The organism is Cyanobium sp. Aljojuca 7D2, from assembly GCF_024346415.1.
Lineage (GTDB): Bacteria > Cyanobacteriota > Cyanobacteriia > PCC-6307 > Cyanobiaceae > Cyanobium_A.
The window spans coordinates 24,958-40,292 of sequence record NZ_JAGQCX010000009.1 but is presented as its reverse complement, the minus strand read 5'-3'; the positions used below and the strand labels follow the sequence as shown (position 1 = coordinate 40,292).

Genomic DNA, 15,335 nt, shown 5'->3' with positions numbered 1-15,335 from the left:
CAATGGAACCGGTCTGACAGCGGTCGACAAATGGCTGCCGAGTGCCAGCAGCCCCTCAGCGCGGCTGAGCTGTGAGGGTGAGCAGATTGTCGCTGTGGCTGAAGCTGGTGCTGATGCGGGTGCTGGGTTCAGCGGCCGGCGGCTGCTTTTCCATGGCGTCGTAGTGGGCGCGCATGGCAGCAAGGCGCTCCTCGTAGCCCGGGTGGGTGGACTCGGGTTCGGTGATGGAGGCATCACCAACCGAGCGGGCCATGAACTCCAGCTCGTGCTGGCAGATGCGAGCTGGATAACCCGCGCGGGCGAGCATGGTGGCGGCATCACGGTCGGCCTCAAGCTCCAGCTCCCGCAAGCGCTTCATCTCACCGAGCTTCTTGGCCTTCTCGTTCTGGCCGTGCAGGTTGTGATGGAGGTGGTAGCTCTGCTGGAAGATGTGATGGCGGCGGATGTGCGCGATCTCGTGTGCCACGGTGCAGGCCAAGTAGCCGACCTTTGGCCCATAGGCGCGAAACGCGGCGCGGGGAATCACCACAGTGCCGCTGGAGGCGGACCAGCCCTGGATGTCGCCCAGCGCATAGCCCTGCCGGATCAACTCATCCCATCCATTGCCGTAGCGCTGGTAAGGGTTGAGCAGGGCGAACATGTCGCACTGGTCGGGCTTGCAAAGCCCGCGCTGGGCCGCCAACTGGGCGGTGTAGTTGCCAGAGCCCACCATGAAGGCGAGGGGCTGTTGGCCGAGATCGTTTCCCTGGGCCAGGCGCCGCAAGACGCCCTCCAGCGTGCGCACCTCTGCTGGTGGACCGGGAGCCCACCAGCCTCTGGTAGCCATGCCAGCCGCAGCGATGCCAACCAGCGCCGCAACGGCCGTCACCGCAGGGCGGAGGCGTTTCGAAGACCATGGCATGGGTCAGGGCTCCAGCAGATCGAGCAGCCGACCGCCTTCATCCACCAGGCGGTGCCGCTTGCCGGTGCTGCGGGCGCGGGCCTGGGCGGTGCGGTACGCGTCGGCTTGGTTGTGCTTTTCCTGGAAGCGCTGCCAATGGCCGAATTGGTCTTGCCACTGGATCACGATGCGGGTCATGGGGACTGTGTTGCGGATCAACTCCCAGCAGCCTGAGCCACGCCGTGGTCATCGCCAGAGGCATTCGTGCGAACCACGCCGGTGCCTCTGGGCAGCCCTGGCCCCTCACCGACAGCCATGAACTGCATGCAGATCACATCCAGGGCGTCCTGGCCCGCTTCTGAATCGAGGAGGGAAGGATCAGCGAGCAACGGCTGACTTTTGCGCTCGATGCGCGAGAGAGCTTTGAGGAGGTCGCCAAGAAGTTCGCGCTGTTCAGGTGTCATGCGGCCACACCCTCATGCTCGATTCGCTGCCGCAGCGCTGGATTCATGCGTTTGCGCAGGCGTACCACGTCAACCGGAGCCGGTAGCAAGGCGTTGAGCTCCTGTTTGAGATGCACCAGGGCAAAGGGTGTGAGGGGCTCAAGCTCCACCCAGATGTCGATATCGCTGCCAGGACGCTGCTCGCCTCGAGCCACCGAACCAAACAGGCCGATCGCCTTGAGGTGGTAGCGCTGCTGCCAGTCGGAGCAGTGGCGGCGCAATTGGCTGAGAACCGCGTCCGCGGCGGGGGGCTGAGCCATGGAGGGAGAGGCCCTAACGACCAGGGACTGTTGGTCCCTGGGAGATTCTGAATGCTTGGCCCAGCATCTGCCGCACGGCGCTTGGGTTTCCTGGGCAGTTAACGGTGGATCCGGCCACCATGCTCAAGCAGGGGGCTTGGTTGCTGAGGCATTGAGCTGCGTCTGCGTCCAGGCGCAGCGGCGGCCTAGGTGATTGAGCAGGGTGGTGGCTCTGGCGAGCCCAGCCGCTTCAAAGAGGGTGAGGCTGCTGATGGTTTTGGTGGTATCGAGCTCGCTGCCCATCAGGCGCTCAAGGGTCTGGTCGTATTGTTGCAGCTGGTGGTGGATCACGCTGATCACCGCCTCCAGCCGCTGCCGCAGCAGTGGCTCCGCCAGGTAGGCGCGTGCTTCTACTAGGCCTGCGATGCCGTAGCGCTGGGCCATTTCTGAGTGCCCAAGCCCAGCCAGCTGCGGCAACACGAACCAGATCCAGTGGCTGCGCTTGCAGCCAGTGCGCAGTTCGCCCAGGGCTTGGTCGATAGCGCTGGGGTTGCCGGCGTTCTGGGCAGTGCAGAAACGATCGAGACCACCAGTGGAGTTATGCATTCTTCAGTACTCCGTCATTCGCAGGAGAAGGGTTGAGATCAGCTGGCTCCCCAGCGAGGGTATTGGCATCACCCACTCAAGGGCCATGCAGATCATCGAGCTGGAACGCGACGACTGGAACTTCTTCTGCCCGGCCACCGGCCGGCCGGTGTTCACGGAAGACGGTGAACCCAACACCCCAGCGCTGCGCGGCAGCTGGTGCCATGAGGTACCTGAGGAGCCGATGCACCTGGCCGAGGAGCTGAAGCTCCAGTGGCAGGCCCACCTGGAAACCCAGGAGGCTGCCGATGAGGGAGCCGACGTGGTGCGCTTTCTGCAGTCGGTGGAGCGCCCGAACTGGGTGGCCTTTGAGATCACGACCTGTGGCATGGCCTGCGGGCCGGTCTGGAGTACGGCTTGGACGGTGCTGGATCTGGGCCGCGCAGGTCCTCTATAAATTTTGGACATGGCGAGGACAATTCTCGTTACGCCACCTCTGGCAATATGGAAAGACTTTCCAACTGCGCAGCTACTGCAGAAAACCAAAAGCATGCGTGTAATGCATAGTTTTGACCCATGCCCAGAGGGGGCTGTTCCCCGGGGCCCTGGCTTGATGTGACGAGCCTTGAAACTCAAGTGCAAATGTGGGTTATCGGCAAGTCATCCCCCACAAAGCTGCCATGATTGTGCTGCAGATTTCAGCCAAATACTTTGCCCCGCCCAGCTGAGGAAGATCTCCGCTACTGCCTCAGCTTCACGGCGGCAGGGCTCAGGCCTGAGCTGGCGTCTGTGATCGCGGCTATCCATCTGGAGGAAGACGGTGACTGGCTCCGCACCAAAGCGGCGGTGCTGGAGCGCAATGCCCTGCAGGCCCGTTCCGCCAGCTCGGGCAAACGGCTCGAGTCGGAGCTACGGCAGCGTCTTCAGTGCCTCACCTTCCCCCAGTTACAGCTGTTGGCACGGGGAACGGGCGAGGAGCGCAGCGCCATGGCCTGGCTGGCGGTGCTCAAGCGCATCCAAATCGCAGCCGAACTGAGTCGGGATGTGCTGCTGGAGAAGCTCGCCAGCCTGGATCCGGTGCTGCGTCGCTCGGACATGGCGGCCTTCTATGAGGACCGTGAGCGTGATCACCCCGAGCTGGCGGCCCTGGCACCCTCATCCCAGCAGAAGGTGCGATCCGCGCTGCTGCAGATGCTCAGGGATGCAGGGCTCTTGGCTGGCAAGGCAGGCAAGAGCGGAACCCTTGGCACAGTGCAGCGACCGCTGCTCTCGCCGCAGGTGCAGGAGCTGGTGGCCAGTGACGATCCATCGCTGCTGGTTGGATTCCTGATCCACGGACCGGCCAAACCCGCCAAGAGCCGGAGCGGGCCTACGGCGGCGAAGGCATCTCCTAGGACAACGTCAAAAACTAGACCCAGCTCTGGAGCTAAGCCCGCAGCGAAGGTGTCCACCAAGCCTGCAGCCAAGAAAGCCACACCCACCAGGAGGAAGCCTGCATGAGCAGCGTAAGCGGCCTCGACAAGCGCCTCCAGGAGGTCCTCAGCCGCCCCGAGTTCCTGGGCATGCGGGGCGTAGCCAAGGAGGTGCCGATCTTCATTCAGACCTACAGCCCCGCCGATGAAGACCAGCTGCGCGTCGTAGTGAAAGGGGCAGAGCAATACCTGCGCAAGCAGGGCCTGCGCGTGAAGCACGTGGACCTTTTTGATCTGTTGCTGCAACTATTGGAATCCGAGGGATGGCTTCAAGAGGTAATGCAACATGAGGCGAGTTGGAGCAAGAGCGACCTGTTCGACGATCTACAGAACGTGGCAGACCCTTCTGACTCCTTGGTGCCGAAGTTGATGGAGGCTCTAGGCGATGATACCCAGATCAGCTTGATCACCGGTTCAGGCCGGATCTATCCATTCCTGCGCACCCATACGATTCTTGAGGCCCTACAGCCAGCGATGGTGCGCCATCCAGTGGTTGTCTTTTTCCCAGGTGAGTACTCCCGGGATACCGACGGCGGTTCCTACTTACGTCTGTTTGGCACCACGACAGCCAGCAAGATCGAAAATCCGCATTACCGCGCCACCAACCTCGATTACTTCGACATCAAGAGCTGATGACTTCCAGCACGATCAAAGAGCTCTTCGCCAAGCCGGTTGATCGCCCGATCGACGGGGTCATCAAGGCTGATGACGAGCGGCATCTCCAAGTCGAACTCGACGAGTACGTCGTCACCCGCGAGGTGAGCAAGGGCCTTGGTACGTTTACCGACGCATACCTGCACAACCCCACGGCCAATGGCGTGTGGATTTCAGGGTTCTTTGGTTCGGGCAAGTCGCACCTGCTCAAGATGCTCTCGCTGATGCTCGACAGCGAAAAGCGCATAGGAGAGCAAGGGATCCGTCCAGCCGAAATCCTTCTGCCCAAGGTGGGCGACGAGATCCTCCGAGCAGACCTGAAGAAAGCCACTGCAATCCCAGCTCGAAGCATTCTATTCAACGTCGACCAGAAGTTTGACCACAAAGGTGGAGACAAGGAAGCGCCAATCCTTGATATCTTTTTCAAGGTCCTAAATGAGCTGCAGGGATATTATGGAAAGCAAGGGTATATCGCCCAACTCGAGTACGACCTTGACAAGCAGGGCTCTTATGACTCCTTTAAGAGAGTCTACCGCGAAACCACGGGATCCGAGTGGGAGAACGATAGAAGGATGGTGCTGACTTCCACGAAAGGAAAGTTCGCAAAAGCCTACTCTGCGCATTCTGGAATGTCTGAAAATGCGGCATTCCGGATCATCGACGATGCTAAAGACAGCTTCAAGTTGTCGATCGAGGACTTTGGGCAACGTGTGAAGGAGTATCTCGACAGCCAGCCACCTGGTTTTCGGCTCAACTTCTTCGTGGATGAGGCGGGTCAGTTTATTGGCCAGGAACGCAGTCGCCTGTTGAACCTTCAGACCGTGGTGGAAAGTCTGGCCACGGCCACGAACGGTCGGGCCACCGTGTTCATCACCTCCCAGGCTGATCTGGAAGGCGTTCTGGGCCAGGTGAAGTTCGAGCAAGCTGACGATCTCAGCCGCATTCAAGGGCGCTTCAAAACGAAGATGAACCTTGCAAGCGCCGATGTTCAGGAGGTGATTCAGCGTCGCCTTCTTGAAAAAGACCCACAGGAACCAGAGCAGCTGATCAGCATCTACGAGCAGGAGAAGGAGAACTTCACCACCCTGTTTCGATTCGGTGATGGCTCAATCCAACTCAAGGGCTGGAGTGATTGCCAGGGCTTCTGCGGCCTTTACCCCTTTCATCCCTACCAGCTGAGCTTATTCCAGCAGGCAATCCAAAGCTTGGCCAGCCACAGCATTTTTGAAGGCCGAAACATGGCAGTGGGGGAGCGCTCGATGCTTTCGGTGTTCCAGGACGTGGCCAAGGCGATCAAGGAAATGCCGGTGGGGCGGCTGGCCAGCTTCGATCAGCTCTACGACGGAATCAACAATGTGATCCGAAGCGATAAGAAGCAGACCATGGTGACCGCCCAGAACCAGGTGGGGGATCTGGAGCTGCGGATTCTCAAGTCCCTCTTTCTGCTCAAGTGGGTGCCGCAGTTCAAGAGCACGGCACGCAATATTGCGATTCTACTGATCAATGAGCCCAATTTCGACATCCGTGGCCATGAGCAGGCGGTGAAGGATGCGCTGATCAACCTGGAGAGCCAGAGCTACCTGCAGCGCAGCGGTGAGGTCTACGAATTCCTCACCGACAAGGAGAAGGATGTTGAGCAGGAAATCAAGCGCACGGAGGTGTCCGACTCGGAGGTGATTAAGGCCCTGCATCGGATTGTTTTTGACGACGTGCTTCGCAGCAACAAGATCCGCTTCGAGGACAACGGCAATGACTATTCGTTTGCCCAGAAGATCGACGACGGACTGATCAAGTGCAAGGACACCGATGTGGCTGTGAACCTGGTAACGCCGGAGCACCCCAACTACGGCAATGAGGCGATCCTCCACAGCCGCAATATGGGCGGCACTGAACTGATGGCGGTGCTACCGAGTAAGGAGCGGCTGCTGGAGCAGATCCGTAGCCAACTGAAAACCGATCTTTACGTTCGCCAGAACAGCGGCAGCGAAGACGAAGCCCTGAACGCTATCCTGGCGATCCGGGCCAAGCAGAGTGGTACGCGGCGGCAGGAGATCACTCGCCTGGCCGAAGAGCAACTGCGCACGGCCGCGCTCGTGGTCAATGGCCAGACACTCTCGGTCGGCGAAGGCGATCCGAGAACCCGATTCAGCAAGGCCTACCAGGAGCTGATCCGCTCCGCGTTCCCCAAGCTGAAGATGGTTCACGGATCGTTCAGTGAAACCACCGTGGCCGCGGTGGTGGAAGACCAGGACGATCTGCTTGATGGCCTGGCGCTTCAGCTGTCAGAGGCCGAGCAGGAGGTGCTGGTGGAGGTGGAGCGCCAGCAGAAGCTGGGCGAGCGGCTGAGTGCAGAAGCGCTGGTGCGCAAGTTTGAGGGGCGGCCCTATGGCTGGAGCAACTGGGCCACCCTCACCTTTATTGCGCGGCTTTACCGGCTCGGGAAGCTGGAGCTGCGTGAGAAGGAACTGCTCAACAGCGTGGAGGTGATCGATGCGCTCACCAACAGCCGCAAGCTGGGCGGCGTGAGCGTGCGCAAACAGGAGGTATATGACACCAAAACGATCAATGACTTGAAGCGCTTCCACCAGGATCTGTTCAATGTGCAGAGTCACGGCACAGATGCCCGCAGCACCTGCGAAGTCTTCCGAATGGCGATGCGCGAGGAAGCGCAGAACTTGCGCGACCTGGCGGCCCAGGCTGGCACCTATGGATTCCTTGCTGGGGTGCAGCCCTGGGCGGAGCAGGCCGAGGCGATGGCCAAGAAGGACGACGGCTACCTGCTCAACCAACTGGGTAGCTTCAAGGCCAGCTGGCTGGATGCCGAAGAAGACCTGCTCACCCCCCTGAAGCAGTTCCTCAACGGCAATCAGAAAACGGTGTACGACCAGGTGCGGGCCTTTGAACTGCGCTACGGCGATGAGTTTGCCGACCTGCCGGCCGAACAGGTGGCGCCGCTGCGAATGCTGCTGGAGAGCGACAAGCCCTATGCCGGCGGCCTGATCCCCCAGGCCAAAAGCGCGATAGCTGAGCTGCAGAAGCAGCTGGGCGAGCGACTGGCGGCGGCCAAGGCCAAGGCGCTGGAGGAGATCAGCGAGCAGGAAGCCCGCCTGAAGGCAACGGCCGACTTTCAGAAGCTCGACACCAGCCAACAGGAGCAGGTGCTGGCAACCACGGCAGCGGCCAAAACCGATGTGGAAGCCGCGAGCCAGCCAGGACGGGCCTTGCTGCGGGTGAGCCGCTACCGGAACGAGGAGCTGCCCAAACAGCTGCAGCGGATGGCGGCACTGGTGGCGCCGCCGGACAGACCAACGCCTGAACTGATCAAAGTGGTTCCGGCTTCTGCCTTGAAGGTGAACTGCCCGCTGAGCCAGATCACCAACAGCCAGGAGCTGCAGCAGTGGCTCGATGCCCTAAGGGCCTCAGCTCAGGCAGAGCTTGAGCAGGGTCACCGGATCAGTCTCTGAGCCCAGGCTCTCTTCCATTCCACTCGTTTCTCAGACCCGCAACTGATCGATGCCCGTCAACACCGCTGCCCTGAAAACCTTTGCCCCGGCGATGCGCCGGCAGCTGTTGGAGGCGGTGGGCCGCAAGCTGGATCTGCTGCTCAACAGTCAGACCCCGGACACGCTCAGCACCTTCGCCAAGCAGATCGCTGAACTGCGAGAGCAAGAGGGGGAGAACCGCGACCAGCTGCTGGAACGGGTGGCCTACACCTGGTTCAACCGTCTGTGCGCGCTGCGCTATCTGGATGGCAGGGGCTGGCACCCATTTGGCTGCAAGGTGTTGATGCCAGCGGCTGAGGGTGAAACCCAGCCGGAGCTGCTCAAGCTGATGCGGGCCGGAAACCTACCGGCGGCGTTGCAAAGCCACACCGATCAAGCCAGGTTGCATGGCTTGTTGGATGGCCAAATCCAAACGGCTCTTGCTGGAGCAGATCCGCAAGGTGAGGTCTATCGCCAGCTGGTGCTGGCGGTATGCCGCTGCTACCACGAACTACTTCCCAACCTTTTTGAAGGCCTCGATGATGCCAGCGAGCTGCTGCTGCCCGACGACCTACTGAGCGATGGCTCAATAGTGGGAGCCTTCCGCAAGGAAATCACCGATGACGACTGCCAAGACGTAGAGAGCCTGGGCTGGCTGTATCAGTTCTATATCGCTGAAAAGAAAGATGAAGTAATGGCCCGCAAGAAAGCGGTGCCAACAGAAGACATCCCAGCGGTAACCCAGCTGTTCACGCCGCACTGGATCGTCCGCTATTTGGTGGAGAACTCCTTGGGGCGGTTGTGGTTGCTGAATCGGCCTGCTTCAAAGCTGCGCGACCAGATGCCCTATTACATCAAGGGTGATGCCGAAACCGATTTCCTGGTGATCAATAAGCCAGAAGAGATCAAGCTGCTTGATCCAGCCTGCGGTAGCGGGCACATGTTAACCTATGCCTTTGACTTACTGGTTCTGATCTATGAGGAGGAGGGCTACTCGCCCAACGAGATCCCTGGATTGATCCTTAAGAACAACCTGCATGGGCTGGAGATCTGCCCCCGCGCCGCCCAGCTTGCCGAGCTAGCGCTTGTGTTTAAGGCGCGGGAACAATCGCGACGCTTCTTCCAGCCTGAGCAGCTGGTAAGACCCCAGATCATCGAGATGCAGGATGTCCAGTTTGAAGATGGCGAGCTGAACGACTACATCAAAGCACTCGATCTCGGTGAGCTGTTCGATCCAAGCCTATTCAAACTGCTCCGTCAGTTCGAGGAGGCGAAGAATTTCGGCTCGCTCATCCAACCATGCCTGGATGAAAAGGCCATCGCCGACGTCCGCCGCGCCATCGAGGCGAAGGACCTCGGCGGCCAGCTCTTCCTGCGCGAAACGCACCTCAAAGTCCTCCGCGTGCTCGAACAAGCCGACGCGCTCACCCAGCGATATCACGTCGTCGTGGCCAATCCGCCGTATATGGGTGGGAAACAGATGAATCAAGCCGTCAAAGAAATGGCCAAGACGTGCTTCCCCAATTCTAAATCGGATCTCTTTGCGGTTTTTATAGAACGAGCATTCGGACTATCGCAGCCACATGGATACGTATCAATGGTCACAATGCAGAGCTGGATGTTTCTCTCCAGTTACGAGTTGCTCAGGCATCATATTCTCACCCATAAATCTATCGTATGTATGGCGCACTTGGGTGCGCGAGCATTTGACAGTATTGCCGGAGAAGTTGTCCAATCCACGGCATTCGTTCTTCAAAATATCGCTCACAGGACGAGAATCGCTTGTTTTGTTCGCCTCACCGATGGAAATAGCGAAAAGGAAAAGGCGTCCCAGTGTCTCGCTGCGGTAGCCGATGAACAGTCAGCACTATTATTTCGCGCTTGTGCCGACACGCTTCTCCGCATTCCAGGGCAGCCAATAGCCTATTGGATGACTGAGCAAACGATTCGGCTTTTTACCGATAATCCATCTCTCGGCAGTCTTGCGATGCCTCGCAAAGGCAATACCACTACAAACAACGATAGGTTCCTGCGTAGTTGGTCCGAGGTTTCTTTGGCTCGCCTTGGAATTGACCTTCCGGCCTACGACCATCGATTCAAGTGGATTCCCTACAACAAAGGAGGCGGATATCGGAAATGGTTTGGCATGAACGGGAGCGTGGTGAACTGGTCGAACAACGGGGCAGAGATTAAGGCCATTCCACACTCTGTCGTCGCCAGTGAATCGCTTTACTTCCAGACAGGACTGACTTGGTCCACGGTAAGTGCTGGACGCTTCAGCGTCCGTTACTTCGGAAACGGATTCATTTTCGACAACGGCGGATGTTGTCTTTTCTCAGATGACGCACGACGCCTGTATTTTCTCGCCCTGATGAATTCAGCCATCTTCGAATATTTACTCTCGAAAATTAACCCGACGGTCAATTTTCAGTCGGGAGAAATCGCAAAGCTGCCTGTGATTTCGTTGGATTCGATCAACTTTGACCTCGATAGGAATACACTGGGCCTAGTCAACATCGCCCGCGCCGACTGGAACAACTTCGAGACCTCGTGGGACTTCCGCGACCAGCCGTTGCTGCGGCCGGGGCTGAAGGGCGCGACGCTGGAGGCGAGCTGGCGGAATTGGGATGCGCAGAGCACCGCCGCCATCCGCCGGATGCAGGGGTTGGAGACGGAAAACAACCGGCTGTTCATTGCTGCTTATGGCCTAGAGGGCGAGTTGCAACCTGAAGTGCCTGAGGAACAGATCACCCTCGCCCGCGCCGATCAAGGCAAGGATATAGCCGCTTTTCTCTCCTACGCCACCGGCTGCATGATGGGCCGCTACAGCCAGGATCAGCCGGGCCTGATCCTGGCAGACTCTCGTGACAGCCAGGCAGCACAGCTCGCCGCCTACGAAGACAAAGTCGGCAAGCCCATCGCCGAAGTTCAATTCAAGCCCGACCCCGACGGCATCATCCCGGTGCTCGATGGCGAGTGGTTCGAAGACGACACCGTCGCCCGCACCCGTGAGTTTCTGGCCGTTACCTTCCCCGAGAGCAGCGTCGGTGAAAACCTTCGCTTCATCGAGGAGTCCCTCGGTAAAGATATCCGCAAATACTTCTGCAGCGAGTTCTACAAGGATCACCTGCAGACCTACAAGAAACGGCCCATCTACTGGATGGTGCAGAGCCCCAAGAAGGGCTTCGCCTGCTTGATCTATCTGCACCGCTACACCAAAGACACACTCAACCAGGTGCTCAACAATTACTTCCGGCCCTACCTGCAGAAGCTGGAAGCCCGCCAGGCCCAGCTCGGCCCCGATCAGCTCAACGACGACCTGCCCACCCGCGAGCGCACCGCCGCCCGCAAAGAAGCCGAGAAGATCACCAAGGTGCTCAAGGAATGCCAGGCCTGGGAGCAGGACGCCCTGCTGCCCCTGGCCCAGCAGCGCATCGAGCTCGATCTCGATGACGGCGTGAAGGTGAACTACCTCAAGCTGCAGGACGTACTGGCACCGATCCCTGGGCTGGCGGCCAAGGAGGACTGAGCGCTTCGCGATGCAGAGATCCGTTGCTGAATTAATCACCACACCCGAAGGCAAGACCTTCGAGTGCAAGCGCGATCTCTCCTCTACCCAGAATCTGCTCAAGACTCTGGTGGCCTTTGCCAACAGTGCTGGCGGTCTGGTGTTGATCGGAGTAGCTGATGGAACCCGCGATGTGATTGGCCTGCCAGAGCCCTTGCAGGCCGAGGAGCAGCTTTGCAATCTGATCGCCGATGGCATCTCGCCTCGCCTGGTGCCCAATGTCGAGCTAGTGGCCCATGGGGATCTCAACCTATTGCTGGTGGAGGTGTTTCCCAGCAGCCAGCGCCCGCATCACCTGAACAAGCAGGGCCCGGAGCAGGGTGTGTTCGTGCGGCTGGGCTCCACCAACCGCCAGGCAGATCCCGCCTTGATCGAGGAATTGCACCGCAGTGTGAGTGGCGCTGCTTTTGATGAACAGCCCATTGCGGAGCTCTCTGTCGATGATCTGGATCGCGAGGCGATCACGGCTGCCTTTGAGGGCATTCGATCGATCAGCGACCAGGACCTGTACAGCCTGCGGGTACTCACCACAGTTCAGGGCCGAGACGTACCGACCGCGGGCGGGGTGTTGCTGTTTGGGCAAAACCGTGATCGCTGGTTCCCAGACGCTTGGCTGCAGTGCGCCCGATTTGTGGGCACCACCAAGGCCGGGATCTTTGATCAACTCGACATCCACGCACCACTCCCGCAGGCGTTGGAGCAGGCCCTGGCCTTCCTCAAGAAGCACGCAATGCGTTCCGCTGACTTTCAGGAGCTCCGGCGGGTCGACCGCTGGAGCATTCCTCTGGCCAGCCTGCGGGAAGCCCTCACCAATGCTCTGGTGCATGCCGACTATTCCCAGCGCGGTGCACCGATCCGCGTGGCATTCTTCGACGACCGGATCGAGATCGAAAGCCCAGGTGTTCTGATCCCCGGCCTGAGCATCGAGGATCTTCCCCGGGGCATCAGTCGCCTACGCAATCGCGTCATTAGCCGGGTGTTCCGTGAGCTCGGCCTGATCGAGCAGTGGGGTAGTGGTGTCCCCGTGATCCTGGAAGAAGCCGCGAGCTCCCACCTTCCGCCGCCGCTGTTTGAGGAGGTGGGTCTGCGTTTTCGGGTGACTCTGCCCCTGGCATCCCAGCCCCCTGCAGAACAGGGGCAGAGTCGCCTCGGGGGGGCAGAGTCAAGGGCAGAGTCAGGGGCAGAGTCGCTGGCCGAGGGCGGTCTTGCCGCTTTGGTGCTCAAGGCCCTTGCCCAGGGCCCTATGAGCAAGTCTGAAATTGCCCAGGCCCTGGGCCGAGACTCCGTCTCCGGGGCACTCAACCGAACGATCCGCCAGCTACTAGATCGCGACGAGATCAGCTACACCCTGCCGGAAATCCCCAACAGCCGGCTGCAGAAATATCGCCTGCTTCAGGAGGCTCAGTGATGACCCGAACCCCCGCCGCCACCAGCCGCATCCACGAGAGCCTCGATAGCGCTCTTGCTCGCAAGCGGGTTGTGCTCTGGTACGACCCCAATGGCGAGTGGGCTTCTGAGTTTGACGACTACCAGCCCGCTGCAGCCGAGAAGCTGCGGGTGGAGCGCAACGAGTTCTCCGTGAAGGTGGCGATCAGCCGCGCCCCCCTGGATCAGCGCTTCCTGCTCTACCTACCCACCGCCAAACCACCAGAACCGGATAACTGGCTGCTGGACCTGCTCTTGGCGGGCCATGAGTTCACTGCGGACCGGGCCTCGCTCGACATCCAGGAAGCGGGATTGCCGCTGGAACATAAGGACCTTGCCCAAGAGCATGCATTCTTCTTCCGCTCACCGGTGCGTACTACAAAGCTCAAGAACTTAAAGCCCTCGAAAGACAATAAGCTCACTATCCGTCTCAAAATGCTTGCTGTATTGGCGGAACAGCAGCCCGACATTGACCAGCTGTTGCTGCATGCCTTTGGGCAGCTAGATCCAGCCAATCCCGATGGCGATGACCCGGTGGAAGCCCTCTATGGCAACCACCAGCTGAGCAGCCATTTCTGGAAGGCAGTGGGCGAGAAGTTCGGCTACGTCAGCCCGGAGCCCAACCTGCGCGACTTCGCCGTTGGCTTGTTCAACAGCGTCAGCAGCATCGGCCCCTCTGGCGAGCTGCTGCCCCACGCCCGGGTGTTTCTGAGCATCTGGAAAGACAGCAACAGCTCCCGGCCGGCCTTTGAGCAGTGGAGTGATCATCTCGCTGTAGTGCTGCGAGTGGAGGAGCAACTCAACGACGCACCAGAGAGCTTTGAGCCAGACAACGACGACAGCTATGAGTTGATCGAGCGTTTTGTGCTCAGGCGCCTGCTGCAACGCTTTCGGGGTGACGCCTCAGACACTGAACTTCTAGAAGTAATCCGCAACCGCAGCAGCTCCTGCTGGTTTGGCAAGCACCAGCACGGCTACCGCGCCTTGGAGCAGGCGATCAACTTCCGTGGCCTTCTGGCCAAGGCTGATCTGCAAGTGCCCAGCTTTGAGGAGGGTCTGCAGCGCTACTGCAACGGCTGGTGGCGCCTGGATCAGGCCTACCGGCGCTGCATCTTCCACGCCCGCACCTACAAGCAGCCCGGGCTGCTCAAGCCACTGCGCGACTGGCTGGAGGCCCAGTACGTCAACAACGTGCTGCTGCCGCTCACCAACAGCTGGAGCGATCAGGTGGCTGGCCTCAGTAACTGGGGATCGAGCACCCTGCCGAGGCAGAAGGAGTTCCACATGCGCTACGTGCATGCGCCGCTCTCCTCCAAAGGTCTCAAGCGCCTGTTTGTGGTGATCTCTGATGCCCTGCGCTACGAAGCCGCCCGCGACTTTGCCGAGCGCCTCAACAGCCAGGCCGGTAAGGGCTGGCAAGCCGAGGTGGATGCCCTGCTGGGGGTGCTGCCCAGCTACACGCAGCTGGGGATGGCTGCGCTGCTCCCTGGTGCGCAGCTGGGCCTCAACCCCAGCGATTCCAATGCCATGGTGGATGGTCAAAGCGCTACGGGCACTGAGAACCGCGACAAGCTGCTCAAGGCCTACGCCGGTGGCCGCGCCAAGGCGATCAAAGCGGAGGATTTCCTCAGCCTCGCCACCAGCAAGGAGGGTGCCGAACTCACCCGCGACTACGACTTGATCGTGGTTTACCACAACTGCATCGACCGCATCGGTGACAAGCGCGAGAGCGAGGTCGACACCAGCCAGGCAGTGGAGCAGACCTTTGATGAGCTGGAGCTGATCCTGCGCAAGATCGCCAGCCTCAAGGGCAGCCAGGCGGTGATCACCGCCGACCACGGCTTTCTGTTCCAGCAGGAGCCAGTCGACGCCAACGACCGCGCCGAGTTCCCGCCTGCCACCGAGCTCAATTTCAAGAACAGGCGATTTGCTTTAGGCACTGGCATCAAGGCCAGTGCCGGCCAGAAGGTGTTCACCGCAGGCGAGTTGGGCTTGAGTGGCAGCTGGGAGGCTGTCTTCCCCCTGGGGCTTGATCGCTTCCCCCGTTCAGGCTCAGGCTCACGCTTCGTGCATGGCGGCACCTCCTTGCAGGAGGTGGTGGTGCCGGTGATCAAGCTCAAGCGCGAACGCAAGGACGAGAGCCGGCCGGTGCAGGCCCAGCTGCTGCGGGTGCCGGCCAAGATCACCATGGGCAAGCTGAGCTTCGGACTGTTCCAGCTGGAGGCAGTGGAGCCCAAAAAGCGCCTTCCCTTGCAGCTGCGCATCGGCATCTATACCAAGTCTGATGGCGCCCTGCTCTGTGCACACCGCACCGTGCTGCTGGATTCTGCGGCCACAGAAGCCCGCGAACGGGAACAGCAGGTGGTGCTGGAGCTCTCGAATGCTGCGGGCGACTACAACAACCAGACCCTGGAGCTGCGCATTGAACAACTACTGGAGGGCGTTTCCACGCCGGTTTCCTATAAGACTGTAGAGCTGAAGCTGCAGCAGCCCTTTGGCAGCGACTTCGACGACTTCTAATTATCGC

The 15,335-nt window shown here is 60.0% G+C and carries 12 protein-coding genes; 7 read left to right on the top strand and 5 right to left on the bottom strand.

Annotation, left to right across the window (positions count from 1 at the left end; translation table 11 throughout):
• Positions 1-55: 55 nt before the first annotated feature.
• The 5 genes from KBY57_RS10305 to KBY57_RS10285 all read right to left on the bottom strand — a co-directional run bounded on the left by KBY57_RS10305 (position 56) and on the right by KBY57_RS10285 (position 2,228).
• Complete coding sequence (locus tag KBY57_RS10305; protein WP_254995760.1) at positions 56-826, bottom strand: hypothetical protein; 771 nt, start codon at positions 824-826, stop codon at positions 56-58.
• Positions 827-904: 78 nt separating this feature from the next.
• On the bottom strand, positions 905-1,078 hold the full coding sequence (locus KBY57_RS10300; protein ID WP_254995758.1) for a hypothetical protein: 174 nt from the start codon (positions 1,076-1,078) through the stop codon (positions 905-907).
• Positions 1,079-1,095: 17 nt separating this feature from the next.
• Complete coding sequence (locus tag KBY57_RS10295; protein WP_254995757.1) at positions 1,096-1,344, bottom strand: hypothetical protein; 249 nt, start codon at positions 1,342-1,344, stop codon at positions 1,096-1,098.
• Positions 1,341-1,643, bottom strand: coding sequence for a nucleotidyltransferase family protein (locus KBY57_RS10290; protein WP_254995756.1), 303 nt, complete (start codon positions 1,641-1,643; stop codon positions 1,341-1,343). Before KBY57_RS10290 ends, KBY57_RS10295 begins: the two co-directional genes overlap by 4 nt.
• A gap of 123 nt (positions 1,644-1,766) precedes the next feature.
• The gene (locus tag KBY57_RS10285; protein ID WP_254995755.1) at positions 1,767-2,228 is read right to left on the bottom strand and encodes a DUF1810 family protein; all 462 of its coding nucleotides are present in this window, start codon (positions 2,226-2,228) and stop codon (positions 1,767-1,769) included.
• A gap of 85 nt (positions 2,229-2,313) precedes the next feature.
• On the opposite strand from KBY57_RS10285, the gene KBY57_RS10280 reads away from it, so the two are divergent.
• The 7 genes from KBY57_RS10280 (at position 2,314) to pglZ (ending at position 15,328) form a co-directional block, all read left to right on the top strand.
• A complete protein-coding gene (locus tag KBY57_RS10280; protein ID WP_254995753.1) occupies positions 2,314-2,664 on the top strand; it encodes a hypothetical protein in 351 nt (116 codons plus the stop codon).
• Between the two features lie 254 nt (positions 2,665-2,918).
• The gene (locus tag KBY57_RS10275) at positions 2,919-3,707 is read left to right on the top strand and encodes a BrxA family protein (protein ID WP_254995752.1); all 789 of its coding nucleotides are present in this window, start codon (positions 2,919-2,921) and stop codon (positions 3,705-3,707) included.
• On the top strand, positions 3,704-4,312 hold the full coding sequence (locus KBY57_RS10270; RefSeq protein ID WP_254995751.1) for a BREX protein BrxB domain-containing protein: 609 nt from the start codon (positions 3,704-3,706) through the stop codon (positions 4,310-4,312). Before KBY57_RS10275 ends, KBY57_RS10270 begins: the two co-directional genes overlap by 4 nt.
• Positions 4,312-7,797: a BREX system P-loop protein BrxC gene (gene brxC / locus KBY57_RS10265; protein ID WP_254995750.1), complete on the top strand. Its 3,486-nt coding sequence runs from the start codon at positions 4,312-4,314 to the stop codon at positions 7,795-7,797. Before KBY57_RS10270 ends, brxC begins: the two co-directional genes overlap by 1 nt.
• Before the next feature lie 49 nt (positions 7,798-7,846).
• Positions 7,847-11,344, top strand: a complete 3,498-nt coding sequence (pglX, locus tag KBY57_RS10260) for a BREX-1 system adenine-specific DNA-methyltransferase PglX (RefSeq protein WP_254995749.1) — start codon at positions 7,847-7,849, stop codon at positions 11,342-11,344.
• Positions 11,345-11,354: 10 nt separating this feature from the next.
• Complete coding sequence (locus KBY57_RS10255) at positions 11,355-12,791, top strand: helix-turn-helix domain-containing protein (protein WP_254995748.1); 1,437 nt, start codon at positions 11,355-11,357, stop codon at positions 12,789-12,791.
• On the top strand, positions 12,791-15,328 hold the full coding sequence (gene pglZ, locus KBY57_RS10250; protein WP_254995746.1) for a BREX-1 system phosphatase PglZ type A: 2,538 nt from the start codon (positions 12,791-12,793) through the stop codon (positions 15,326-15,328). Before KBY57_RS10255 ends, pglZ begins: the two co-directional genes overlap by 1 nt.
• Positions 15,329-15,335: the final 7 nt, after the last annotated feature.

Coding starts and splice junctions, on each gene's coding strand:
- pglZ (WP_254995746.1), top strand. CDS start 12,791: ATGACCCGAACCCCCGCCGCCACCAGCCGCATCCACGAGAGCCTCGAT.
- KBY57_RS10305 (WP_254995760.1), bottom strand. CDS start 826: ATGGCTACCAGAGGCTGGTGGGCTCCCGGTCCACCAGCAGAGGTGCGC.
- KBY57_RS10280 (WP_254995753.1), top strand. CDS start 2,314: ATGCAGATCATCGAGCTGGAACGCGACGACTGGAACTTCTTCTGCCCG.
- KBY57_RS10270 (WP_254995751.1), top strand. CDS start 3,704: ATGAGCAGCGTAAGCGGCCTCGACAAGCGCCTCCAGGAGGTCCTCAGC.
- KBY57_RS10300 (WP_254995758.1), bottom strand. CDS start 1,078: ATGACCCGCATCGTGATCCAGTGGCAAGACCAATTCGGCCATTGGCAG.
- pglX (WP_254995749.1), top strand. CDS start 7,847: ATGCCCGTCAACACCGCTGCCCTGAAAACCTTTGCCCCGGCGATGCGC.
- KBY57_RS10295 (WP_254995757.1), bottom strand. CDS start 1,344: ATGACACCTGAACAGCGCGAACTTCTTGGCGACCTCCTCAAAGCTCTC.
- KBY57_RS10255 (WP_254995748.1), top strand. CDS start 11,355: ATGCAGAGATCCGTTGCTGAATTAATCACCACACCCGAAGGCAAGACC.
- KBY57_RS10285 (WP_254995755.1), bottom strand. CDS start 2,228: ATGCATAACTCCACTGGTGGTCTCGATCGTTTCTGCACTGCCCAGAAC.
- KBY57_RS10290 (WP_254995756.1), bottom strand. CDS start 1,643: ATGGCTCAGCCCCCCGCCGCGGACGCGGTTCTCAGCCAATTGCGCCGC.
- brxC (WP_254995750.1), top strand. CDS start 4,312: ATGACTTCCAGCACGATCAAAGAGCTCTTCGCCAAGCCGGTTGATCGC.